This window comes from Haloactinopolyspora alba (assembly GCF_003014555.1).
Taxonomy (GTDB): Bacteria; Actinomycetota; Actinomycetes; order Jiangellales; family Jiangellaceae; genus Haloactinopolyspora; species Haloactinopolyspora alba.
The window spans coordinates 197,610-219,798 of record NZ_PYGE01000001.1; the positions used below are offsets into that span (position 1 = coordinate 197,610).

The window sequence follows — 22,189 nt, forward strand, 5'->3', positions numbered from 1 at the left end:
TGTCGTCGTGCCGAGATGGTGCGCCTCCTCGTGCCGGGCACCGGGCGCTCACCCGGACGCATGGAACCGGCGGACCAGCATGAGCAGGAACGGCGCTCCCACCAGCGCGGTGATGATGCCGATGGGCAGCTCACGCGGCTGCAGCGCCACCCGCGCGGCGACGTCCGCCCAGACCAGGAAGATCGCGCCGACGAGCGCCGCGACCGGAACGGCGCGCCGGTGCGCCGCGCCCACGAACCGCCGCGCGACGTGCGGGATGACCAGCCCGACGAATCCGATGCCTCCCGAGGCCGCCACCACGGCGCCGACGCACAACGACACCACGACCAGCAGCTGGACCCGGAACCGCGTCGGGCGCACCCCCAGCGTGTGCGCGGTCTCGTCACCGATGGCGAGCGCGTCGAGTCTGCGGCTCCACAGCAGCAGCGCCCCGACGGTGAGGCACACCACCACCACGACCACGGCGAGCGGCACCGACCATCGCGCCAGACCGAGCGAGCCGAGCAGCCAGAACAGCACCGACCGCGCGCCCTCGGCGGAACCGGAGGCGAAGATCAGGAAGCTGGTCGCCGCGTAGAGCGCGTATCCGACCGCGACGCCGGACATCAGCAGCCGCAGCGAGGTGATCCGGCCGCCGGCGCGGGCCACGACGAACACCGCGAGCGACGCGGCGAGCGCACCACCGAACGCACTGGCCGACAGCGCGTTCTCGCCGAGCCCGGCGCCCAGCCCGAACAGGATCGCCGCCGCCGCGCCGGTCGAGGCGCCCGAGGTGACACCGAGCAGGTACGGGTCGGCCAGCAGGTTCCGGACCATCGCCTGCAGAGCCACGCCGCAGACCGCCAGCCCCGCACCCACCGTCGCGCCCAGCAGCACCCGCGGTAGCCGGACCTGCCACACGATGGAGTCGTGCGCCGGGGTCCACGTCGCGACCTCCGGGACCCCGACGAGGTGATGGCCGATGACCCGGGCGACCGTCGACGGCGTGATCGCGACCGCGCCGATGCCGACCGCCAGCACGAGCGTCACCATCAGCGCCGCCACCAGCGACAGAACCCAACCGACCAGGCGGCGGCGCTGAGCCGGCCGGTCCAGTTCGTCGACCGGCCCGTCGACGTCGGGGCCGCTGACCGACCGCTCGAGCGGCGCGTCCGGCGGTCGTACGTGTGGTGCGGAGGTCAGGACCCTCGCCCTCCTCCGGGCTCGAACGAAGCGGATGAATCGAACGTCCGACAGAGTCGCAGTTGCGACAAAGTCGCGTCAAGATTGCGCGCCCTCGCTCCCGTTCGCCTCAGCGGCAGGCGTGGCAGGTGCCGGACAGCGCCACGTGCGGCGGCTCCAGATCGAAGGCGTTCTCGGCGGCGAGCCGCTCGCGGACCGGTTCCAGCAGGTCACCCGGCAGATCGATGATCCGTCCGCAGGCGCGGCAGCTGGCGTGCAGGTGCTCGTGCCGGCCGGCCGCACCCGCCAGGTGGTACGTGGTCGCCGCGCCGCCGACGTGGACGTGGGTGATCACGCCCAGGGACGCCAGCCGCTCCAGGGTGCGGTACACGGTCGCGCGGTGCACCGCCGGATACCGTTCGCTGACCCGGCCGCACAACTGTTCCGCACTGGGATGCCCGCCGGCCGCCTCGGCCAGTACCTCGATGACGGCGCGGCGCGCCCCGGTGACCCGGTGCCCGCCGGCGCGCAGGCGCTGCAGAGCTCGGCGCACCGCGGCGGGCGGGTCGTCGGGGGTGTCGACGGCTGGCTGTACGGACACGGCCCCAGTCTCGCGTGACCCGCGGGGCGCCCGCCACCACCCGCCCCCTCACGCCACGACCTCCCCACGAGCTCCGGGGGGCGAATCCGCTGCTCTTGGCACCACAGCAGTTGTCGCCGCGGTCGTACCGGCCTACCGTCGGCGGTGTGGAAACCGACCCGACCGCTGCGGGGGCCGCGTCGATCCGGGTGTTCCTCCTCGACGATCACGAGGTGGTCCGCCGCGGGGTCGCGGCCCTGCTGTCGGCCGAGCCGGACATCGAGATCGTCGGCGAGGCGTCGACCGGCGAAGAGGCCGAAGCCCGGGCTCCGGCGCTCCACCCGGACGTGGCCGTTCTCGATGTCCGGCTTCCGGACGGTGACGGGGTGGCGGTGTGCCGCGCGCTGCGGTCGCGGATGCCGGAGCTGGCCTGCCTGATGCTCACCTCGTTCGCCGACGACGAAGCGCTGTTCGACGCGGTCATGGCCGGTGCCTCCGGGTACGTCCTCAAACAGATCCACGGGACCGACCTCGTCGGCGCCGTCCGCGCGGTCGCCGACGGCCAGTCGCTGCTCGACCCCGCGAGCACCGGACGCGTGCTGCAACGGCTACGCGACCGGCACAGCCGCGAGGACGATCCGCTGGCCGGCCTGTCGGACCAGGAACGGCGCATCCTCGACCTGATCGGCGACGGGCTGACGAACCGGCAGATCGGCGAGCGGATCTTCCTCGCCGAGAAGACCGTCAAGAACTACGTCTCCGGCATCCTGACCAAGCTGAGCATGCAGCGGCGCACCCAGGTCGCCGCACTGTCCGCACAGCTCCGGGCAGACCTCAAGCACCACGACTGAGGCAGACCGACCGCCGGTCGAGCACCGCGCGAGCCGCCAGCGACGTGAAGCCGCCGACGGCTCGCGCAGTCACGCGTCCGGGCGAGGACGACCGCGTGACCTACGTGGATCTCAGCCCGTACCGCCCTCGTCGACGAACGTCACGTACCCGCCTTCACCTTCACCGGGAATTCCGGTGTTCGGTCCGAGGACGAGCCGCCCGGCCGGTGCTTCCTTGTGCCAGACCACCAGCGGGACGTCGTCCCGGTTCGGCGGGACGTCCCACGCCGACAGGTCCCCGCTGAAGTCGTCGTCGAACAGGGTCTCGCCGTCCGGTGTGGTCACGGTGAACCGGTCGTACTCGCCGATCTCGCTGCCGTCCAGCCGGATACCGGCCCGGCCGGTGGCGAAGGTGTCGTCGCGCCGATCGTCCACGAGCTCTCCGTCGAGATAGGTCCGGATCCGGTCGCCGACGGCTTCGATCCGCAACTCGTACTCGTTGCCTGCCGCCGGAGTGATCGGGTTGACCTGCCCGATCCGGGTCATGTCGCCGTCGACCATCGTGTACATCTGCAACTGGCCCAGGCCGCCGTCACTGCCGAGGTCCCCGCCGATCTGCCAGACGTAGCCGTTCCGCTCGTCCTGCGCCCGGAACATGACCCCGGTGCCGACCTGGACCTGCTGCACGGTCACGTCGAGCACCTGATCGCCCCAGTCGGCACCGCCCTCGACGAGGGTGACTCCCGACTCGTTCGCCCGCATCCTGCCGTCCGGCTCCAGCCCGACACTGGGCAGATAGTCCTCCGTCCCGATCGTCGTGCCGGTACGGGTGAAGCCCTTCTCCTGCAGCCAGTCGGGCCACCAGGTGCCCTGTCCGCGCTGGTCGATCGCGACGTAGACGTCGCTGCGCTGTTCCAGGTCCAGTGTCAGGTAGTCCGCCGGCACGGCGTCCTCGGCGTCGTCCGGCGCACCCCGCACCATCGCCGCACCCTCGAGCGCTTCGGGCAGGTCCGTGAGCACGTCGCTGCTCTCGAGCTGGTGATCGACGCCGTCCTCGGCACGCACCATGCGCGCGAGGTACGAAGGCTCGACGACGTCGACGACATCGCTGCGGATCTCCGGCGTGCTCGACTCGACGCCGAGTGTGGCCTCGCCCAGGTGCCGCGCCTCGGTTGCCGGCTCGCCATCGACCTGGCGGTACCGGAACGACCGGTTCGGGCTCGACACCCGCTCCACCAGGTACGACGCACCCTTCTCGACCTTCAGCTCCACCTCGTCCGCATCGGTCGCGGACACGATCGGCGCCCGCGGGTGATCGCCGTCGACGACCCGGACGCGTTCCCCGGGCCACGGGTTCGCGATGCGGATGACCTCGTCGGACCCGGCCTCGACGCCGACGTAGGAGGGAACTCCGCCGCGCACCTGGGTGCTGATCCGGTGCCCGCCGGGGATCTGCACGGCTCCGTCGACGTCCCATTCGTCCACCCACGACGGCGCGACCCGGATCACGTCCTCATGAGCCTGCACGAGTCCTTCCTGGAGCGCCCCGGCCACCACGGCGTTCCAGGAGCTGTAGTAGTTGTTGATCCGTGCCGGGTCGTCGTTCTTGCCGTGACCGGTGAAGCCGTTCGGGAACTTCTGCAGGTCGACCGTGCCCTCGACGAGGCGTGCGCGCATGTCGTCCACAAGCCCCAGCCGGGCCGCCCAGATCGGGCTCTCGTCCCACTCGCGCGTCAACGGGAAGACCCGCTGCTGGTACGTGTTCCGCATCAGCTCGGAGTCGATGCCGAACAGGTTCCAGGGCATCAGCGGTTCCAGGGCGACGTTCTGGGTGTTCTTCGCCGGCTCGTCGGTCGCCGACCACGCCATGACCTCGACGCCGTTGCGCGTGGTGGTGCGGAACTCCGGCAGCCGCGCGACCGCGTCGCGCAGCTCCGCGGCCAGATCGCCGTCGCCGCGCGCGTCGGCGAGGTCGGCGACGATCGGGAAGAGCACCTTCATGGCGGCGAGGTCCGACGTCGGGTCCGTGGTGTCCCACTGCGTTTCGAGGGCGTTCACGTGGTGCAGATGCAGCTTTCCGTCGTCCCCCTCCTCGAGCAGCGAGAGGTGGAACCGCACCACCTCGCGCATCAGCGGATAACCCTCGTCGAGGACGCTCTCGTCGCCGGTGAACCGGTACTGCTGGTAGAGGTGATGCGCCACCTCGGGACCGGTCGAGATGACCCGGTTGAGGAACTCTGGACCCCAGTCGCCGTGGCACGCGTCGGTGCCCGTGCCGTCGAAGCGCAACAGCTCCGGGACGCACACGCCCTCGGTCCCCGGCCACACCTGCCGCGTCCAGTCGAGCATCTGTGGCAGCCGGTCGGTGTAGAGGCTGAGGTAGGCGTCGTTGAACTCCGCGGTACCGGCGCCGAAGTTGGCGAAGACCTGCTGCCGGAGATTGAAGTGGAAATAGTTGTCCGGGGAGATCATCCGGTCCTCGAACGGATACAGCATGTTCGCGGCGCCGGCCTGGCCAGTGGGCACCTCGGCCCGCTGCGTCGCGGCGGTCGTGTAGAGCTGCTGCAGCCGGAGGTTCTCCATGTACTCGCCGACGCCGTCCGGCGACTGGATCCGCATCGGCGCCACGTCGGCCCAGAAGCCCTCCCACCAGCCGGCGTGAGCGGCGTCGATGTCGTCGGCGGCGGCTCCGTCGACCGCGGCCGCCGCAGCCGCGGAGACGTCACCCCCGGTGTAGGCGGGTACGCCGGCGACGATGCGGAACGATCCGTCGGCCTCGGGCCGGAAGGTCAGGCGCACGGTGACGTCGTCGACGACCTCGGCGGTGACATCGCGCCCCACGGCGGTCACCGCGGCGACCGCCCCCGTCGTGCTGCCGGACCGCTCGTCGGTGAAGGTCTCGGCCAGCGCGACGACGTCCCCGTCGGCCAGCGTCGCCGGCGACCGGTCGTCCCAAAGCCGAAGCTCCACGGTCTGGGGCTTGTCCGGGTCCGCCCCCTCGACCTCGACGACGAACTGATCGGCGTCAGCCCGGACGTAGCTCACCGCCGTCATCCCCGCGCCGGATTGCCGGAGCTTGGCGTCGTACAGGTCGAGCCGGCCGGAGTAGTCGCCGGCGGCGGAGAGGCCGAACAGACCCGGGATGACCAGCTGACCTGCCGACTTCAGATCGGGAAAGGTGTCGTTGCGGTTGAGCTGGGCGGTGAAGCCGTTCTCGGCCCAGACAGCCGCCCCCAGGTGACCGTTGCCCAGCGGCATGCTCTCGTAGTCGCGCCACGGGGCCTGTTCGAGGATCAGGTCGGAACGGGAGACGACGCCGGCGGTGTCGACCTGTAGTGCGCCGTCCCGCCATGCGGTGGTGGGTCGCGGCGGGGCCGAGGACCCGGGATCGGCGTTGCCGGCCGCGACCGCCACGAGTGGTGTCATGCCGGCGGCCAGCATCGTGGCGAGTGCTCTCGGGAGCATCCGTCTGCGCATCGTTGCCTCCAGACAAACGATTGAGTTGTGCTACCTAACCAATGGCTCGCCGGCCAGTCAATGGTTTGACTAGCCGGCGAAACCACACCGCCGTCAGCCGGTCGACGTCCCGGTGCTACGCGCCACCCTCGAGGCGCGAACGGATCGCCGCGACCACGTCCGCGATCAGCGACCGCGCCAGGATCACGGGGTCCCAGGTGATGGCCACCCGTGTCACCTGCCGGACGGCGATCCCGTGGTCGTCCGGTCCCGTGGGCACCACTCGTAGCTCCGGTGCCCCCACGGCCGCGGTCACGGCCGACGCGGGCCGCACCACCGGCAGGTCGAGCGACGCGCCCTCCATCGCCTCGACGACGGTGAGCATCGGAGCACCCGGTGCCGGCTGGGATGTCGACGAAGGCTCCCGATCGATCACCGTGGCCATGGCCCGCGCCAGCCCGCCGGCGGACAGTTCGGTCGCGTTCGGCACCTCGACCGGACGCAGGCCACCGTGCTGATCAGGGACGGCCACCGCTGCCCCGGCGATCCCGCCCGCCGCTGCCTCGAGCGCGGCCGAGACGACATGACCGCACAGTTCCGTCCCATCGCCGGCCCCGTCGCCGGCCCGCCGGGTCACGTCCGCCTCGACGATGACGACGGCGCGTGCGTCGCCCACCATCCGGTCATCGGTCCGGACGCCGGCCCGGCGCTGCCCGGACACGGGCACGGGCTCGCCGGCGGCAGCGGCGAGATCGGCCAGGCGCACCCGGCCCGCGACCCCGGAGCCGCGGACCGTGTCCAGGGCGACGCCGAGCTCCTCGGCCCGGTCACGCACGACCGGCGTCGGCGGCACGGACACGGGCGAATCGATATCGGTGCGGAACTGCACGCCGGTCGGGCGTCGACTCATCGGTGGCTCTCCTGTCAGCGCGGGGGCGCGGTGGACTCCCGCACCACCACGTCCATCGGGCCCGTGACGACCTCCTTCACGGTGTCGTTCGGCCCCAGGTCGGACAACAGCTCGACACCGCGGCGGCCCAGCTCACGCAGCGGCATCCGCACGGTCGTCAGCGCTGGTGAGATGTGCTCGACCAGCGGCAGATCGTGTACGGCGATGACCGACATCGCCCCCGGCGCGTCCACCCCCTGCGTCCGCAACGCGTGCAACGCACCGATCGCCGACGCCAGGTTCGCGACGAAGACGGCGGTCGGCCGGGTCTGTGCGTCCAGGAGCTGGAACATCGCGCGATAGCCGCCGTCGGCGCTGTAGTCGGTCCGTGCGGTGAGGCTCGACGGCACCTCGAGCCCGTGCTCGCGCAACGCCGCCCGGTACCCCCGGGCCCGGCGCTGCGCCGTGTTGGACGACGACGGACCGGCGAGATGCGCGATCTCGGTGTGCCCGAGCTCGACCAGGTGCCGGACGGCCAGACCCGCCGCGCGTTCGTCGTCGAGGACCACGTGCCGCGCCTCACCGCGCATCGTGCGGTTGACCAGGAGCCACGGCAGACCGTCGGCGGTCAGCCCGTCCAGGGCCTCCTTCGACGCCATCTCGCCGGCCAGCAGCAGGCCGTCCACACGCCCCTGCCCGAGCAGGTCGAGATACGACCCCAGGCCGCGGTCGGCGTCGGCGCTGCCGGTCAGCAGGACGCAGTCCCGTTCGGCGGCGACCGTCTCCGCGCCCTTGATGATCTCGGCGTAGACGGGGTTGGCGTAGTCGGGGATCAGCAGTCCGAGGGTGCCGGTGCGTTGGGTGCGCAGTGTGCGCGCGGCCGCGTTCGGCCGGTAGCCGAGCTCGCGCACGGCGTCGAGCACCCGTTGCCGCGTCTCGTCGCGGATCAGGAGACGGGAGTCGCCACTGAGCACCCGGGAGATCACCGAGCGGTCGACGCCCGCCCGGGCGGCGACGTCGGCCAGCGTCGTACGACGTCCTTCACTGCCGGCGCTCATGGCACCTGTGCCTGACCGGTGTCCACGCTGCGGTAGAGCGCGTGGATCAACCGCAGCGTGTGCATGTTGTCCCGTCCCGAGGTCGGCGCCTCGGCCCCGGTCGCCACGTCGGCGAGCAGAGCACGCATCGGCCCGGCCACGGCGTCGGGCAACCATCGCGACGTCACCGGATACGACAACCATCCGTCGGTCGGAACCGACCGGCTGTAGACCTCCAGGGTGTCCGGCCTCCCGTGCGGATAGTCGTAGAGCAGGCCGACGGTGCCGCGGACGGCGCCCTCGGAGCCGTCGATGCGGAACGACGCCTGCGGATCGGCCGCCCGGTTCTCGTGGTTGACGAACACCATCGCCTGCGCGCCGCCGGGAAACGACAGCGTGCTGATGGTCCTTGTCTCCCCCGCGGGCCCCTGGCCCGGCGTACGCCCGGCCACCGCGTAGACCTGCTCGGGCTCGCCGAGAATCGACCGCACCGCATCGAAGTAGTGGATGGAGTGGTACCAGAAGTCCAGCTGCGGACTGCGATACAGCCAGTCCCAGACCGAGAAGTCCGTGACGATGTTCACGGTGATCGTCATCGAGGTCGGCTCGCCGATCCACCCCTGCTGGACCATGGCACGGGCCGCGGCGATGCCCTCCTCGTATCGCATCTGCTGGTTCACGGTGACGCGGCGGCCACGTGCGGCCGCGCGTTCGACGAGGTCCTCTGCGTCGGCGAGCTCCAACGCGAACGGCTTCTGGCAGAGCAGATGCTTGCCCGCGTCGAGCGCCCGACGGGCGATGTCCGGCTGTGCGGTCGGGGCGACGGCGATGTCCACCACGGGCACGTCGTCGGCGAGCAGGTCGTCGAGCGATTCGTAGACCCGGTCGATGCCGTGCCGGTCGGCCACCTGCTCGGCCTTGGCGACGTCGAGGTCGACGATGCCCCGGACGGGTAGCCCGGCTCCCGCGTACGCCGGGAGGTGGGCGACGTCGACGATCGAACCGGCGCCGATCACGGCGACCGGCAGCCGGTGCTCCACCGGGACGGAGAGGTCGCAGGCCGCGGCGATCGGCCGCAGGATGTCGAGCATCTAAGGGGCCTCCGGGATCCGGTAGAACTCGACGGCGGTCTCCCCGAGAACGCGCCGGCGCTGCTCGTCGGAGAGCGGGGCAAGAAGCTCGTCCGTCGCGGCCCACACCTTGCGGTACCCGCCCGCCAGGACGCTGATGGGCCAGTCGCCGCCGGCCATCAGCCGATCGGGGCCGAACAGCTCGAGTGCGTGCTCGACGTACGGCGCCAGGTCGTCCGTGGTCCACGTCCGCCAGTCCGCCGCCGTGTCCAGTCCGGACACCTTGGCGTGGACGGTCGGGAAGGCCGCCGCCTGCTCCAGCAGCGACGCCCACGGCTGCCAGCCCTTCTCGCGGATCGGCGGCTTGGCGAGATGGTCGATCACCAGGCGGAGCTCGGGATGACGTCGCGCGAGCCTCGGCACGTGTTCCAGATGACGCGGCAGCACCGCGACGACGTCGAAGCTCAGGTCGTGGTCGACGAGGAGCCCGAGTGTGTCCAGCACCGTGTCCTGGAGGAGCCAGTCGGGGTCCGGCTCGTCGTGGATGAGATGCCGGACGCCGACGAACCGGGGGTCGGACGCGAACCGCTCCAGGGTGGCACGGGCAGCGGCCGGGTCGGTCAGGTCCACCCACCCGACGACCCCGACGATCTCCGGGTGCGCGTCCGCCTGGGCGAGCATGGCCTCGGTGTCCTCGACGGAGTTGGCCGCCTGCACCAGGACGGTGGCGTCGACACCCGTCGCCGCCAGCTCGGGCGACAGATCCGACCAGCCGAACGTCCGGTAGATCGGGCCCGCGTCGGGCGTCAGCCACGGATACTCGACGGCGTCGAGGTCCCAGAGATGCTGATGAGCGTCAACGACTCGCATGCGGTGCCCTCCTCGCGGACCGACTATAAGGCAATCGTTTGATCTCCACCACCGGCCATGATCGCCGTGGACGCTCACGGGCTGGCCGGCACCGACGGGCTCGCCGGGGCGTCACGCTGCTCACGGTTCACCCGGAGGCTGGACCAGTTCTAGCGTGATGTCGTCCGGATCGAGGAAGTAACACGCCTTCCCGCCCCGGTTGACCCCCGCGGTGATCGCGTTCGGAGGCGACAGGAACCGCACCCCGGCCGCGGACAGCCGCCCGTGGACCGCGTCGGCGTCGTCGACGACGAACGCCAGGTGCGCGGCGCCGGCCCGGGCCCGTTCCGGCGCCAGCGGCGACATGGCCGGTGCCAGATACTGCACGAGTTCGAGATCGTGCGACGACCCCGTGCCCGACACCTCTCCGGCGGCCAGTTGCGCGACCCGCAGCCGCGCATCGGGATAGCCGACCAGCGACCGGGTGTACGCGTTGTCCTGGTCTTGGACGTGAACCAGCGTCATCCCGAGGAGATCCCGGTAGAACGCGACGGAGGCGTCCAGGTCGGCCACGGTGAAGCTGAAGTGCCAGACACCGGTCAGCCGACCGGCCACGGCACCATCGGATGGCGAGGTCCAGGAGGTCATGGCGTGGCCGCCTTCGGTCGTCGACGTGTTCCGCGTCGTTCGGCGAGTACGTACACGGTCGCCGCTCCGATGATCACCACGCCCTTGATCAGGTCCTGGTAGTTCGCACCGAGATTCATCACGCCGAAGCCGTTGATCAGCGTGAACAGAATCAACGCCCCCACCACCGACTTCAGCACGTTGCCCGCCCCGCCGAACAACGACGTTCCACCGAGAATCGCCGCCGCGATCACCGTCAGCTCCAGTCCGGTCATCGCCTGCGGATTGATCGCCGAGAACCGCGACACGTACAAGATGCCGACGAGCGCGGCGCAGAAGCCGTTGAGCACGAACGGGGTGATCTTGTAACGCGCCACCGGGATACCGGACAGCCGAGCGGATTCGGTGTTGCCGCCCACCGCGTAGAGCCGACGGCCCACGGCGGTGAACCGGAGCACCAACCAGGCGATCACGGCGATGGCGGCGAAGATGTAAACCTGCGTCGTCAGCTCCCACCGGGTGGGGAAAAACACCAGGGAGAAGACGGCGAGCAGCGCCCCCGACCCGATCAGCCACGGGCCGTATCCGCTGCTCACCTGCCCCATCCGCTCGCGCCGGAGGGAGACCACGCCGAGCGCCAGCACAGCGAGCCCGGCGATCGCCGCCCAGACCTTGGCATTGATCGGCACCACTCCGCCGAAGAGCTCGCCCAGGTCGGCCCGTTCGGTCTGGATGGACTGCCCGTCGGTCAGGATGAACAGCAGTCCGCGGACCCCGGTCATGGTGCCCAGCGTCACGATGAAGGCGTTCAACCCGATGCCCTGAACGAGCGCACCGTTGATCAGGCCCATGAGGACGCCGGACCCCAGTCCGGCGAGCACGGCCACCGTCACCCCGGCGCCGGTGTTGAGCACCGTCAGCGTGACCCCTGCCCCCAGCGCTGCCGTGGCCCCGACCGACAGGTCGAAGTTGCCGCTGATGAGGCAGATCGTCATGACGATGGCCAGGATGCCGACCTGAACCGTCTGGTCGAGGATGTTCGCCGAGTTCACCGGCGACAGGTAGAACGGCCGGCCGGTGAACTCCGAGGCCAGCGTGAACGTCAGCAGGATCAGCGCGAACGCGTACACGACGCCGGCGCGTTGCAGCCGGAACGGCTCGAGACGCTGGCGCATCGACGGAGCCGGCCTCGACGCGATCGTCTCGGCCGGTCGCGGCGCGGTGGTCGTCATGGTCGACTCGCTCCCGTCACGGTGGTCAGGCCGCTGGCCAGCGCCAGCAGCTCGGGTTCGTCGGTGTCGGTGGTCGCGCGCTCGGCTACCACACGGCCGGCACGCATCACGAGGATCCGGTGGGCCACCGCCAGCAACTCCTCGAGGCCTGAGGAGACGATGACCACGCCGTTGCCCTGCGCGGCGAAGTCGCGGACCAGCCGGAGGATGTCCGCCTTGGCGCCCACGTCCACGCCGACCGTCGGCTCGTCCAGCAGGTAGACACAGCTTCCGCCGAACAGCCACTTGGCGAAGACGACCTTCTGCGCGTTGCCACCGGACAGGGACGTCACCGGGGTGTCGGCGGACGGGGTGCGGATGCCCAGCTCGGTGATCGCCGCGGAGGCGCGGTCGATCTCGGCTGCGTGATCGGGCAGGACGCCGCGACGCGACAACGTCGCGAGGTCCGGCAGCGACACGTTGCGCCAGATCTCCCAGGACGGCACCAAACCCTGGCGCACCCGATTCTCGGGGACGAAGGCGAAACCCGCGGCCATCCGGGCGCGCACGTCGTGCGGCACCACCTCGCCACGGACCGTCACCTCACCGCTGCACCGGCTGTCGGCGCCGAACAGCGCCTCCAGCAGCTCCGACCTGCCCGAGCCGAGGATGCCCGCGACACCGACGATCTCGCCGGATCGCACGGTGAGGTCGATCCCGTCGAGCCGTCCCGGGGAGCGCAGGTCGCGAGCGTTGACGAGCACCGGCGCGTCCGGGGCCAACGGCGTCGCTCGCTCGTCCTCCATCTGGTGCAGCGTCCGCCCGACCATCGCGTCGACGAGCGCGTCCTCGTCCAGGCCGGCGGTGTCCTCGGTCGCGACGACCTCGCCGTCGCGCAGCACGGTGACCGTGTCGGTGAGCTCGAGAACCTGGTCGAGGAAGTGCGAGCAGAAGACGAAGGACATGCCGTCGGACCGCAGGCGCCTGACGGCGTCGAACAAGACCTCGACCTCCGCCTGCGCCATGGACGCCGTCGGCTCGTCCATGCACACCAGCGAGGCGCCCGTCGCCAGCGCCTGGGCCACCGCGACCATCTGGCGTTCACCGAGCGGAAGCTCCTCGACGATCCGGCCCGGGTCCGCGCGGTACCCCAGTCGTTCGCACAGCTGCTCGTAGCGCTCCATCAACGGCGCCCGGCGGTACAGGCCGGACAGTTCGCCGAGATAGACGTTCTCGAGGACGGTCAGGGTGGGAACGAGCGGGATGTGCTGGTGGATGGTCGCGACACCGGCGGCACGCGAGTCCCCCGGCGCCGTCCAGGACACCTCCTCGCCGCGCCACCGCAGCGAGCCCGCGGTGGGCGGGATGGCGCCGGCGATGATCGTGAACAGGGTCGACTTTCCGGCGCCGTTCGCACCGACGAGCCCGTGGATCGTGCCGTCGTCGACGGTGAGGCTCACGTCCCGGAGCGCGCGAGTCCCGTTCGGGAACTCCTTGCTCACCCCGCGGGCCTCGAGCAACGCTGCGCTCATGTCAGGATCTCCGGCACGCGGGCGTCGGTCACCATTGCGGCTCACACTCGTCGACGTTCTCGGCGGTGATCACCGGCGTGTCGTAGAAGACCAGCTCGCCGTTGCCGTAGTCGGGATCGTCGAGGACCTTCTTCAGCTCGTCCATCGCGATCTTGCCCCCGTCGTACGGCTTGTAGCAGACGGTGCCGTCCATGCCGCCGTTCTCGATGGACTTGATGCCCAGCTTGGAGCCGCCGACGCCCCAGACGATCGCGTCCGACTCCGCCGCCTCCACGGCCTGCTGGCAGCCGACGCCCATGTCGTCGGAGATGGAGTAGAACCCGACCAGGTCGGGGTTGGCGCTGAGCATCGACGCGCACGCCGCGCGGCCGCCGTCGGCGGTCCAGGCGCCGGGCTGCTCGGAGACGATCTCGAACGTGCCCTCGGTGACCTCGCGGAACTTCTCGACCCGGAGCTGGTTCTCGGCGTATCCCGGAGCACCGAGGACCAGGCCGATGGGCCCGCCCTCGGGGATCTGCTCCATCATCTTCTTTCCGACCTGCTCACCCACGCCGGTCTCGTTCTCGATGACCAGGGCGCTCAGCGACGGGTACACGTCCTTCAGCCCACGATCGGCGCCGATGATGCTGTGGTACGCGACGACCTTGATGCCCGCCTCGGTCATCTGGTCGACGAACTCTCCCGCTTCGGCGGCGTTCGCCGGGATGATGATCACGCCGTCGGGCTGCTGCGAGATGATGTTCTGTACGTTGGCGGCCTCGGTCTGGACGTTGCTCTTCCCGTCGAGGTGGGCGATCACCTCGCAGCCGATCTCCTCGGCCCGATCGATGATGCCCTTGGCTCCCGCGTTCGGGTAGGGGAACCCGGTCCCGGACCCGTTGTCGATGGCGATTCGGCAGCTGTCGGAGGTCTCGTCGCCTCCGGCCTGTGAGCTTGCGCTCGGCTCTTCTGTCGCGCACGCAGCGAGGACCATCATCGCTGCTCCGGCCAGGGTGGCGGCGCGCACTCCGTTGTGATGCCTCATGACTGTGTCCTCACGATCCCTTCGATCGATGAGAGCGCCGGACGCCCTCAGCGGATGGACGTCGAACGTTCAATCGTTTGCGTTACGAACATCAGGAGACGACCCGCCGGATCGCGTCGGCGATGCCGGCCGCATCGGGAAGCACAGCCCGCGCGAGCTCCGGTGCGGCCGGTAGCCGCATGTCCGGAACGGCGACGCGCTGCGGTATCGCCCGCAACGTGATCCCCGATTCGGCGACCCGGGCCAGGATCTCGGCGCCGAAGCCGCCGGTGTGATTCGCCTCGTGAGCGACGACCAGACGACCGGTACGGGCCACGGACGCCGTGACGTCGTCCCAGGGGAACGGGTCGAGCCATGGGGTCTCCAGTACCTCGACCTCGTGACCTTCGCTCGCGAGCGAGTCGGCGGCCACCACGGCCTGCGACGACAGCGTTCCCCACGAGACGACCGTGGCGGCGTCGCCGGTACGCCGGGGACGTGCGCCGCCGATCGGCGCGACCGGGCCACCGACCTCCACCTCCGTCTTCCCCGCGTGGTAGAGCGCCCGGTTCTCGATCACCACCACCGGATCGTCGCAGTCGACGGCCGCGAGCAGCAGGTCGTACGCGTCCTGGGCCGTCGAGGGCATGCATACCCGGATGCCGGGCGTGTGCAGGAAGAACGCTTCCAGGCTCTGCGAGTGCTGAGCGCACGACCCGGGCACGGCACCCTGCTGCGTGCGGATGGTCAGCGGGGCGGTGAGACGGCCCTCCGAGACGTAGCGCACGTTCGCGGCCTGGTTCACGACCTGATCGAGGGCGACCAGGAAGAAGTCGGACCACATGATCTCGACGACCGGGCGCCGGCCGAACATCGCGGCGCCGATCGCCGACCCGAGAATCGCCGACTCGCTGATCGGCGTGTCGAAGACCCGGTCACCGAACTGCTTGTGCAGCCCCTTGGTGACGCCGAACACGCCGCCGGGAACGCCGACGTCCTCGCCGTAGAGCAGGACCTCGGGGCGTTCCTCCAGTGACCGCCGCAGCGCCGCGTTGACCGCTTCGCCGAAGGAGATCGTACGGGTCTCAGGCATGGACGTGGCTCCTCACCGTCTCGACGTCGGCCGGGGTCGCCGCCAGGGCCTCCGCCTCGGCGGCGTCGATCTCGGCGGCGGCATCGGCCCGCGCCGCGTCGATGTCGGCATCCGGCACGCCCGCTTCGCGCAGGGCACGCCCGAGACGGGCCGCCGGTTCCACCTCGGCGAGGCGTTCCAGCTCACCGGGGGCGCGGTACTGTTCGGCGTCGCCGATGTAGTGACCCACCAGCCGCGCCGTCATGAGCTCGAGCAGGACCGGCCCGCCACCTTCGCGCGCACTCTCCACGGCATCGGCGACCCGTTCACGGACGACGGCCGGGTCGTCGCCGTCGATCCGTTCACCGAGGAGGCCGTACACCCGGGCGCGCTCGGCGAGCACGTCGTGACGCACCATGTCGCGGATCGGCGTCAGCTCCGAGTACCCGTTGTTCTCACACACGAAGACGACAGGCAGGTCGAAGGCGGCCGCGAAGTTCATGGACTCGTGCACCGCGCCCTGGTTCATCGCTCCATCGCCGAACACGCACACGGCGGCTCGGTCCGTCCCGTCGTACCGCCCCGCCAACGCGGCCCCCACCGCGAGCGGGGCTCCGGCTCCCACGATCGAGTTCTCGCCGTGGAACCCGTACTCGGGGGCGCTGAAGTACGCCGAACCGCCCCGGCCGCCGTTCACCCCAGAGGCCCGACCCAGGAGCTCGGCCAGGATGCCGACCACGGGCACGCCGCGCGCGACGGCCCATCCGTGCCCGCGATACGTGACGAACAGCGCGTCCGTCGGGCGCAACGCGTCACACGCGCCGACCGGCCCGGCCTCCTGGCCGATGCACAGGTGCACGGATCCGACGATCTCGCCGGATGCCCTCAGGTCGCGGACCTTCTCCTCGAGGAGCCGGATCCGCCAGATGTCACGCAGATCACGCAGCATCCTGTCCGTTTCGGTCATTCCGTCCTCGCTTCGCACTCGTCGTGCCACGCCTCGAGGGCGCGGTCGCAGATCGATTCCGCCTCGCCGACGTACTCGCGTGGATCGAGGCGGCCGGGCCCGGCGTCGGCGGTTCCACCGGACCTGTCGATGACGTCGTCCAACGTGACGTTCTCCGCCCGCGCCTGAGCGGCGGCGGCGTAGACGATGTCGTGTGCACGTTCGCGTCCGACGTGGGGCGCCAGCCGCATCATGTAGGCCTCCGCCATGACGAGACCGCCCTCGGCCGTCATGTTCGCGAGCATCGCCCCGTCGTCCACCTGCAGCCCGCGGGCGGCGTCCGCGGCCAGGGCGAGCGCGCTCGCGGCGCTGCACACCAGGTCGGGCAGGACCATCCATTCGGCCTGCCACTCGCCCGCCGCGCGCTCGTGCCCGGCCTCCAAACCTCGGTACAGCCCGGGCAGCAGCGTCGCCGCGTGCACGCTGAATCCGATCATGGCCTCCGAGGAGATCGGGTTGCGCTTCTGCGGCATCGTCGACGAGGCACCCCGGTGGTGCCCGTCGACCTCGCGCACCTCACCGATCTCGGTACGGGACAGGTCGACGATCTCCCGCCCGAGCCGGCCCGCGGTACCTGCGGCGGTCGCGCCGGCCGTGCCGAACTCGACCAGGCGGTCCCGTGCCACGTGCCACGGCACGTCATCCACCGCCAGCCCGAGATCCTCGGCCATCGCCCGCCGGATGTCGGGTGACGCCGCGCCCATCGCGGCCGACGTGCCGCCGGCGCCGTACAGCGACAGGGTCGCCACCGCGGTGCGGGCCGCGCGCAGCCGCACCCGGTCTCGGGTGATCTGACCGAGGTAGACGGCCATTTTGACCGCGAACGTGGTGGGCACGGCCTGCTGCGCGTGAGTGCGCGCGGCCATCACCGCGTCCCGGTGCCGGTCCACGAGCGCTGCCACGGCGTCGCCGAAGGCACGCAGCAGGTCGTCGAGGCGCTCACCGGCCGCGACCAGTTGGAGAACGAGCCCGGTGTCCATGACGTCCTGCGTCGTCGCGCCCCAGTGCACCCGTGGTGGACGCCGCCCCTCGGCCGGGTGGGTGAGCTGGCGGACCAGCGGCAGCACCGGGTAACCGACGTTGCGCGACTCGGCCCACAGCGATGCCCGGTCGAGGTCCCTGTCGGCGATCACCTTCTCGAGTTCCTGGACGTCCTCGGCATCGACGATTCCCACTGCCGCCTCGGCCCGGCACAACGCCAGCTCCGCGCGCAGCCAGCCGTCCACTGTCGCGTCCTCGCCGAAGATCCGCGCCATCGGCTCGTCCGCGTACAACGCCGTGAGCAGGCGGAAAGGACCGGGGGTGGCACCGGATACCGTCATCAGTCCATCTCCAGTCCACCGTCGACGTTGATCGCCTGTCCGGTGACGTACGCCGCGAGGTCACTGACCAGGAAGAGCACGACCGACGCGACCTCCTCCGGCACGCCCGCCCGGCCGAGCGGCGCGGAACTCGTGACGTCGCGCAGATAGGCCTCACCGGCGCCTTCCCCGAACTCGCGCGCACGATCGGCGATGATCCCGTCCCACATCGGCGTGCGCACGACACCCGGGCAGACCGCGTTCGCGCGGACGGTCGGCCCGTAGGCCAGTGCCACCGACTTCGTCATCGAGAGCAGCGCGGCCTTGCTCGCGGCGTAGTGGACCGCGTGCGGGCGACCGGAGCGCGCGGCGACCGAGGCCAGCGTGACGACCGCGCCACCGTCGTCCCGCATTGCGTTCGCTGCCGCCTGCGTGACCAGGAATGTCGCGGTGAGGTTGACGTCCAGGACCCGGCGCCAGGCGTCCTCGTGGACGTCGCGCAGCGGCACCGTCTCCATGATGCCCGCGCAGTTGACGAGTGCGTCGACGCCGCCGAGGACGCGGTTCGACTCCTCGACGACGCGCGCCGGCTCACCCGCAGCGGTGAGATCGGACTCGAGTCCGACGGCTGCCGGTCCGAACGCGTCCGCCGCGTCCCGAACTCGTCCGTCCGGGACGTCACAGAACGCCACCCGCGCTCCCGCGCCGAGCAGGGCCCGCACGCACGCCGAGCCCAGGCCACCCGCTCCGCCGGTGACGAGGACACGCCGCCCTTCGAGGTCGACTGACACGCTCACACACCCTTCAAGTCAAACGATTGACTGGACGCTACCAGCCGGCGATCGGTCCAACAAGAGGACGGCGTGCCCGTTGCCGCATTCGCCGTCACCGGTCCGTCGTCGCTGGTGATCGTTCCGGATGCCGGGCAACGCCGTCGCCGGTGAGACGGTCGACTCCTACGGCCCGATCGGCCCGGTCCGACTGGGTCCCCTCCGTGGAGAGGTGGCCCTCGAGAACAGCCGCCGCTAGAGCGGGGCGTGCCACTCGACGACGGTGCCGCCCCCGTCGCCGGGCCGCACCTCGAAGGTGCCGCTGCGCCGGTGCGCGCGCTCGGCCAGGTTCGCCAGGCCGCTGCTGCGTTCCGCGCCGCCGATGCCGGCGCCGTCGTCGGCCACCACGACGCGGACCCCGCCGCGTTCGATACCCACGACGACGTCCACGCGCGTGGCGCGAGCGTGCCGGACGACGTTGGCCAGAGTCTCCTGCACCACCGCGAGGACGTCCTCGGCCAGCTCGTCGGAGACGTCGGTGTCGAGCGCCCCCTCGAGCCGCAGGCTCGGCGCGAACCCGAGCTGTTCACCCGCGCTGTAGCTGATCTTGAGGATCCGCCGCCGGAACCCCTCGCCCTCGCCGTCGCCGTGGCTGGTCTGCAACGCGAACACCGTGGACCGGATCTGGCGGATGGTCGTGTCGAGGTCGTCGACGGTGCGTTCCACCCTCCGGGCCACGTCGGGCTGGTTGACCATGCGTACCACGCCCGACAGTTCCATCGCCGAGGCGAACAGCCGCTGGATGACGACGTCGTGCAGGTCACGGGCGATGCGCGCGCGGTCGTCGATCAGGCCGAACTGCTCGGCCTGACGGCGGCTGTCGGCCAGCTCGAGGACCAACCCGGCCTGGTCGGTGAACTGCTGCAGCATTCGGGCGGTCGTTCCGGAGAACGGCGTCCCGCCCGGTCCCTTGCCGATCAGGACCGCCCCGCGGACCCGCTCGGGCGCTCCCAGCGGCATGACCAGCACCGGCCCGGCGGGCAACCGCTCGATCAGCGGGGCGGTGCCGAGCTCGCCGGTCATCCGGTTCACCGCGACGGACTCGCCGCTGACGTAGACGGACCCGGTGAGCGTTCCCTCCACGTCGATGGTGGTGCCGACCATGTCGTCGGCGCCGTCCGCGGCGGCGACCGACATGGTGGCGCCGTCGTCGTCGGGCACCGCCACCAGCGTCACCGCGGCACCGGCCATCTCACGCCCGCGCGCGGCGATCAGCTGCAGCGCGTCCCGCGTCCCGAGCCCGGACAGCAGCTCGCGGGTGATCTGCCCTGACGCGTCCAGCCACTTCTCCCGCCGCCGGGTGTCCTCGTACAACCGGGCGTTCTCGATGGCGATGCCCGCGGCCGTCGCCAGCGCCGTCACGATCAGCTCGTCCTGCTCGTCGAACTCGCGGTCGCCGTTCTTCTCGGTCAGGTACAGGTTGCCGAAGACCTCGTCGCGGATGCGGATCGGCACACCCAGGAACCCGCGCATCGGCGGATGCCCGGCCGGGAACCCGTACGACTCCGGCGACGCCGAGATGTCGTCCAGGCGCAGCACCCGCGGCTCCTTGATGAGCAGCCCGAGGATGCCTCGCCCGTGCGGCCACTGCGCGATGCGCGCGATCTCGTCGTCGGACAGCCCGACCGGGAGGAACTGCGCGAGCTCGCCGTCCGATCCGATGACGCCGACCGCGCCGTAGCGGCAGTCGGCCAGCGACGTCGCGGCCTCGACGATGCGCCGCAGCACGGTGTCGAGTTCGAGGTCGCGCCCGATGGCGACCACGGCCTCCAGCAGGGCATGCACACCGTCCCTGGCGGTCAGTACGGCCTGCAGCCTGGTCTGCAGCTCTTCGAGTAGCTCGTCCAGCTGCATCCGCGGAAAGAGCTGCTCCACCCCGGTGTTCTCCATGCGTCTCCGCCCGATGCCCTCACTGCACACAGTGGCAGCGCCACAGTGGCCTGTCCAGGGGTCCGCGTGACCGTCTCGTCGCTGCTCACGCCGGAGGCGGGACGACCGCGACCGGGCACCGCGCGTGGTGCAGCAGGCCGTGGCTGACGGACCCGAGCAGGCCGATGACGCGGTTCCTCGTCGCGCGGCGGCCGACCACCACGGCCAGCGCGTCGGACGCCTGCGCGTCGAGCGTGCGGACCGGATGCCCGCGGACCGTCCGGGATTCGACCTGCACGTCCGGGTGCTCGTCCTGCCAGCCGGCCAGCGACTCCGCCAGCACCCGCGACTCGTCGGCCTGGACGGCCTCGACGTCGTACACGAGCGGCAACGCGTCGGCGGGCCCGAACGGCACCGGCTGCGTCCACGTGTGCACCGCTCGCAGCCGCGCACCGTGCAGGTCGGCGAGCGCGAAGGCGAAACCGATCGCGGCCTCGTTCCCCTCGGAACCGTCGACGCCGACGACGACGCTGTCGGCGACCGGAACCTCCGGCGCGGGCACCGCGACCACCGGGCACTCGGCGAGTTGCGCAACGCCGTGCGCGACCGAACCGAGCAGCAGGCCCGCGAAGCCGCCGATCCCCCGGCGCCCCACCACAAGCATCGACGACGACGCGGCGGCCTCCGCGAGCACCCTGGCCGCCGGCCCGTCCATGCGTTCCACGGTCACCTCGACGTCCGGCGCCACCGCGTTGATGGTCAGCTGCGCGCGATCCAGGATGTCGTCGCTCCACGACTGCGTCTGGTCGCCGCCCACGGCGACCACCACCACGTGCAACCGCGCCCCGCGGGCGTCCGCCTCGCGCGCCGCCCACGCCAGCGCGTGTCCCGCTTCGCTCGACCCGTCGACTCCGACGAACACTTCTCCGGCCATACCGCCCCCTCGCCACGTCCTGGACGGCCCGTACCCACCTACCGGTCGGCGGCAACGCGACGATCCCGGTGCGTAGCTCGGTGCGCTGACAGCCGCGCGGAGCCGGCGGTCACGATGCCGCCGGGGGCGACGACGGGGGTGATGCCGCCGTCCCCGGCCCGCCGAGGCGACGGCTCAGCTCGGCGGTGGTCTCGTTGACGCGGTCGCCGATCGCCGCCCATCCGTCCGCGGCGACGGCCTCGCGCGCGAACGTGACGGCGACGGCCGCGACCGGGTACCCGGTGTGGTCGGCCGCGGCTGCCGCGACCGAGGCGAAGCCGGGGGTCACTTCGCCGTCCTCCACCGCGTGCCCGCGCCGCCGCACGTCGCTCAGCACCTGCCGCAGCTCACTCAGTCCGCGTGGTCCGGTCCCGTGCCGGTGGGTGAAGGCGGTGGCGTCCGGGAACAGCGCCCGGACCTGCGCGGCCGGTAGTCGCGCGAGCACGGCCCGCCCGCTCGCGGTCAGGTGCGCCGGCAGCCGCACCCCGACGTCGGTGACCAGCGACGCGCGGCCCGGCGCGCGCTCCTCGAGCAGATACAGCACCTCACGCCCGTGCAGGACGGCCAGGTGTGCGCTGTGCCGGACATCGTCGACGAGCCGGCCCAGCAGCGGCCGGGCGAGCCGGGCCAGCGGCGCCTGGCGGGTGTACGCGGTGCCCAGCTCGTAAGCCGCGATCCCCAGCCCGTAACGCCGCTCCTCGGGCAGGTGCACCACGAACCCCTCCCGCTCGAGTTCGCTGAGCAGGTGATACACCGTCGACCTGGGCAGGCCGAGGGCCTCGGCGATCGCGGACGCCGGCGCGGGGCCGCCCAGGCCGGCGAGGTGCCGCACGATGTGCAGACCGTGCCGCAACGCCGGCACCCGGCTGCTGTTCCCCATGGGACCAGTGTCT

General features: G+C 71.3%; 19 protein-coding genes. 1 reads left to right on the top strand and 18 read right to left on the bottom strand.

The window, feature by feature from the left end; all coding sequences use genetic code 11:
* Window positions 1-48: 48 nt before the first annotated feature.
* Together CLV30_RS00910 and CLV30_RS00915 are read right to left on the bottom strand one after the other, a co-directional pair.
* A complete protein-coding gene (locus CLV30_RS00910; RefSeq protein ID WP_420841947.1) occupies window positions 49-1,095 on the bottom strand; it encodes a FecCD family ABC transporter permease in 1,047 nt (348 codons plus the stop codon).
* 196 nt (window positions 1,096-1,291) lie between these two features.
* Entirely contained in the window at window positions 1,292-1,762 is a 471-nt protein-coding gene (locus CLV30_RS00915) for a Fur family transcriptional regulator (protein ID WP_205740354.1), read from the bottom strand.
* 146 nt (window positions 1,763-1,908) lie between these two features.
* On the opposite strand from CLV30_RS00915, the gene CLV30_RS00920 reads away from it, so the two are divergent.
* A complete protein-coding gene (locus tag CLV30_RS00920) occupies window positions 1,909-2,592 on the top strand; it encodes a response regulator (RefSeq protein ID WP_106535302.1) in 684 nt (227 codons plus the stop codon).
* Window positions 2,593-2,703: 111 nt separating this feature from the next.
* On the opposite strand, the gene CLV30_RS00925 is transcribed toward CLV30_RS00920, so the two are convergent.
* From CLV30_RS00925 to CLV30_RS01000, 16 genes are all read right to left on the bottom strand, one after another.
* Window positions 2,704-6,036 (bottom strand): glycosyl hydrolase family 95 catalytic domain-containing protein, encoded by a 3,333-nt coding sequence (locus tag CLV30_RS00925; protein WP_129710808.1) that lies wholly within the window; start codon window positions 6,034-6,036, stop codon window positions 2,704-2,706.
* Between the two features lie 127 nt (window positions 6,037-6,163).
* Complete coding sequence (locus tag CLV30_RS00930; RefSeq protein WP_106535304.1) at window positions 6,164-6,937, bottom strand: E3 binding domain-containing protein; 774 nt, start codon at window positions 6,935-6,937, stop codon at window positions 6,164-6,166.
* Window positions 6,938-6,951: 14 nt separating this feature from the next.
* A complete protein-coding gene (locus tag CLV30_RS00935) occupies window positions 6,952-7,974 on the bottom strand; it encodes a LacI family DNA-binding transcriptional regulator (protein ID WP_165358394.1) in 1,023 nt (340 codons plus the stop codon).
* Window positions 7,971-9,044 (bottom strand): Gfo/Idh/MocA family protein, encoded by a 1,074-nt coding sequence (locus tag CLV30_RS00940; protein ID WP_106535306.1) that lies wholly within the window; start codon window positions 9,042-9,044, stop codon window positions 7,971-7,973. The genes CLV30_RS00935 and CLV30_RS00940 overlap by 4 nt, the downstream gene beginning before the upstream one ends.
* Window positions 9,045-9,893, bottom strand: a complete 849-nt coding sequence (locus CLV30_RS00945) for an amidohydrolase family protein (protein ID WP_106535307.1) — start codon at window positions 9,891-9,893, stop codon at window positions 9,045-9,047.
* A gap of 120 nt (window positions 9,894-10,013) precedes the next feature.
* Complete coding sequence (locus tag CLV30_RS00950) at window positions 10,014-10,520, bottom strand: VOC family protein (protein ID WP_106535308.1); 507 nt, start codon at window positions 10,518-10,520, stop codon at window positions 10,014-10,016.
* Window positions 10,517-11,731 (bottom strand): ABC transporter permease, encoded by a 1,215-nt coding sequence (locus tag CLV30_RS00955; protein WP_106535309.1) that lies wholly within the window; start codon window positions 11,729-11,731, stop codon window positions 10,517-10,519. Before CLV30_RS00955 ends, CLV30_RS00950 begins: the two co-directional genes overlap by 4 nt.
* A complete protein-coding gene (locus tag CLV30_RS00960; protein ID WP_106535310.1) occupies window positions 11,728-13,242 on the bottom strand; it encodes a sugar ABC transporter ATP-binding protein in 1,515 nt (504 codons plus the stop codon). The genes CLV30_RS00955 and CLV30_RS00960 overlap by 4 nt, the downstream gene beginning before the upstream one ends.
* Window positions 13,243-13,270: 28 nt before the next feature.
* A complete protein-coding gene (locus tag CLV30_RS00965) occupies window positions 13,271-14,266 on the bottom strand; it encodes a sugar ABC transporter substrate-binding protein (RefSeq protein WP_106535311.1) in 996 nt (331 codons plus the stop codon).
* 91 nt (window positions 14,267-14,357) lie between these two features.
* Window positions 14,358-15,338 (bottom strand): alpha-ketoacid dehydrogenase subunit beta, encoded by a 981-nt coding sequence (locus CLV30_RS00970; RefSeq protein WP_106535312.1) that lies wholly within the window; start codon window positions 15,336-15,338, stop codon window positions 14,358-14,360.
* On the bottom strand, window positions 15,331-16,284 hold the full coding sequence (locus CLV30_RS00975) for a thiamine pyrophosphate-dependent dehydrogenase E1 component subunit alpha (RefSeq protein WP_106535313.1): 954 nt from the start codon (window positions 16,282-16,284) through the stop codon (window positions 15,331-15,333). Before CLV30_RS00975 ends, CLV30_RS00970 begins: the two co-directional genes overlap by 8 nt.
* Window positions 16,281-17,645, bottom strand: coding sequence for a lyase family protein (locus tag CLV30_RS00980; protein WP_106535314.1), 1,365 nt, complete (start codon window positions 17,643-17,645; stop codon window positions 16,281-16,283). Before CLV30_RS00980 ends, CLV30_RS00975 begins: the two co-directional genes overlap by 4 nt.
* Window positions 17,645-18,415, bottom strand: coding sequence for an SDR family NAD(P)-dependent oxidoreductase (locus CLV30_RS00985; protein ID WP_106535602.1), 771 nt, complete (start codon window positions 18,413-18,415; stop codon window positions 17,645-17,647). The genes CLV30_RS00980 and CLV30_RS00985 overlap by 1 nt, the downstream gene beginning before the upstream one ends.
* 234 nt (window positions 18,416-18,649) lie before the next feature.
* Window positions 18,650-20,344 (bottom strand): sensor histidine kinase, encoded by a 1,695-nt coding sequence (locus tag CLV30_RS00990; RefSeq protein WP_106535315.1) that lies wholly within the window; start codon window positions 20,342-20,344, stop codon window positions 18,650-18,652.
* A gap of 85 nt (window positions 20,345-20,429) precedes the next feature.
* Window positions 20,430-21,257: a universal stress protein gene (locus tag CLV30_RS00995; protein ID WP_106535316.1), complete on the bottom strand. Its 828-nt coding sequence runs from the start codon at window positions 21,255-21,257 to the stop codon at window positions 20,430-20,432.
* 109 nt (window positions 21,258-21,366) lie between these two features.
* Window positions 21,367-22,176: an IclR family transcriptional regulator gene (locus tag CLV30_RS01000; RefSeq protein ID WP_106535317.1), complete on the bottom strand. Its 810-nt coding sequence runs from the start codon at window positions 22,174-22,176 to the stop codon at window positions 21,367-21,369.
* Between the last annotated feature and the right edge of the window lie 13 nt (window positions 22,177-22,189).

Coding starts and splice junctions, on each gene's coding strand:
- CLV30_RS00925 (WP_129710808.1), bottom strand. CDS start 6,036: ATGCTCCCGAGAGCACTCGCCACGATGCTGGCCGCCGGCATGACACCA.
- CLV30_RS00965 (WP_106535311.1), bottom strand. CDS start 14,266: ATGAGGCATCACAACGGAGTGCGCGCCGCCACCCTGGCCGGAGCAGCG.
- CLV30_RS00935 (WP_165358394.1), bottom strand. CDS start 7,974: ATGAGCGCCGGCAGTGAAGGACGTCGTACGACGCTGGCCGACGTCGCC.
- CLV30_RS00995 (WP_106535316.1), bottom strand. CDS start 21,257: ATGGCCGGAGAAGTGTTCGTCGGAGTCGACGGGTCGAGCGAAGCGGGA.
- CLV30_RS00960 (WP_106535310.1), bottom strand. CDS start 13,242: ATGAGCGCAGCGTTGCTCGAGGCCCGCGGGGTGAGCAAGGAGTTCCCG.
- CLV30_RS00970 (WP_106535312.1), bottom strand. CDS start 15,338: ATGCCTGAGACCCGTACGATCTCCTTCGGCGAAGCGGTCAACGCGGCG.
- CLV30_RS00980 (WP_106535314.1), bottom strand. CDS start 17,645: ATGACGGTATCCGGTGCCACCCCCGGTCCTTTCCGCCTGCTCACGGCG.
- CLV30_RS00945 (WP_106535307.1), bottom strand. CDS start 9,893: ATGCGAGTCGTTGACGCTCATCAGCATCTCTGGGACCTCGACGCCGTC.
- CLV30_RS00950 (WP_106535308.1), bottom strand. CDS start 10,520: ATGACCTCCTGGACCTCGCCATCCGATGGTGCCGTGGCCGGTCGGCTG.
- CLV30_RS00930 (WP_106535304.1), bottom strand. CDS start 6,937: ATGAGTCGACGCCCGACCGGCGTGCAGTTCCGCACCGATATCGATTCG.
- CLV30_RS00975 (WP_106535313.1), bottom strand. CDS start 16,284: ATGACCGAAACGGACAGGATGCTGCGTGATCTGCGTGACATCTGGCGG.
- CLV30_RS00940 (WP_106535306.1), bottom strand. CDS start 9,044: ATGCTCGACATCCTGCGGCCGATCGCCGCGGCCTGCGACCTCTCCGTC.
- CLV30_RS01000 (WP_106535317.1), bottom strand. CDS start 22,176: ATGGGGAACAGCAGCCGGGTGCCGGCGTTGCGGCACGGTCTGCACATC.
- CLV30_RS00955 (WP_106535309.1), bottom strand. CDS start 11,731: ATGACGACCACCGCGCCGCGACCGGCCGAGACGATCGCGTCGAGGCCG.
- CLV30_RS00990 (WP_106535315.1), bottom strand. CDS start 20,344: ATGGAGAACACCGGGGTGGAGCAGCTCTTTCCGCGGATGCAGCTGGAC.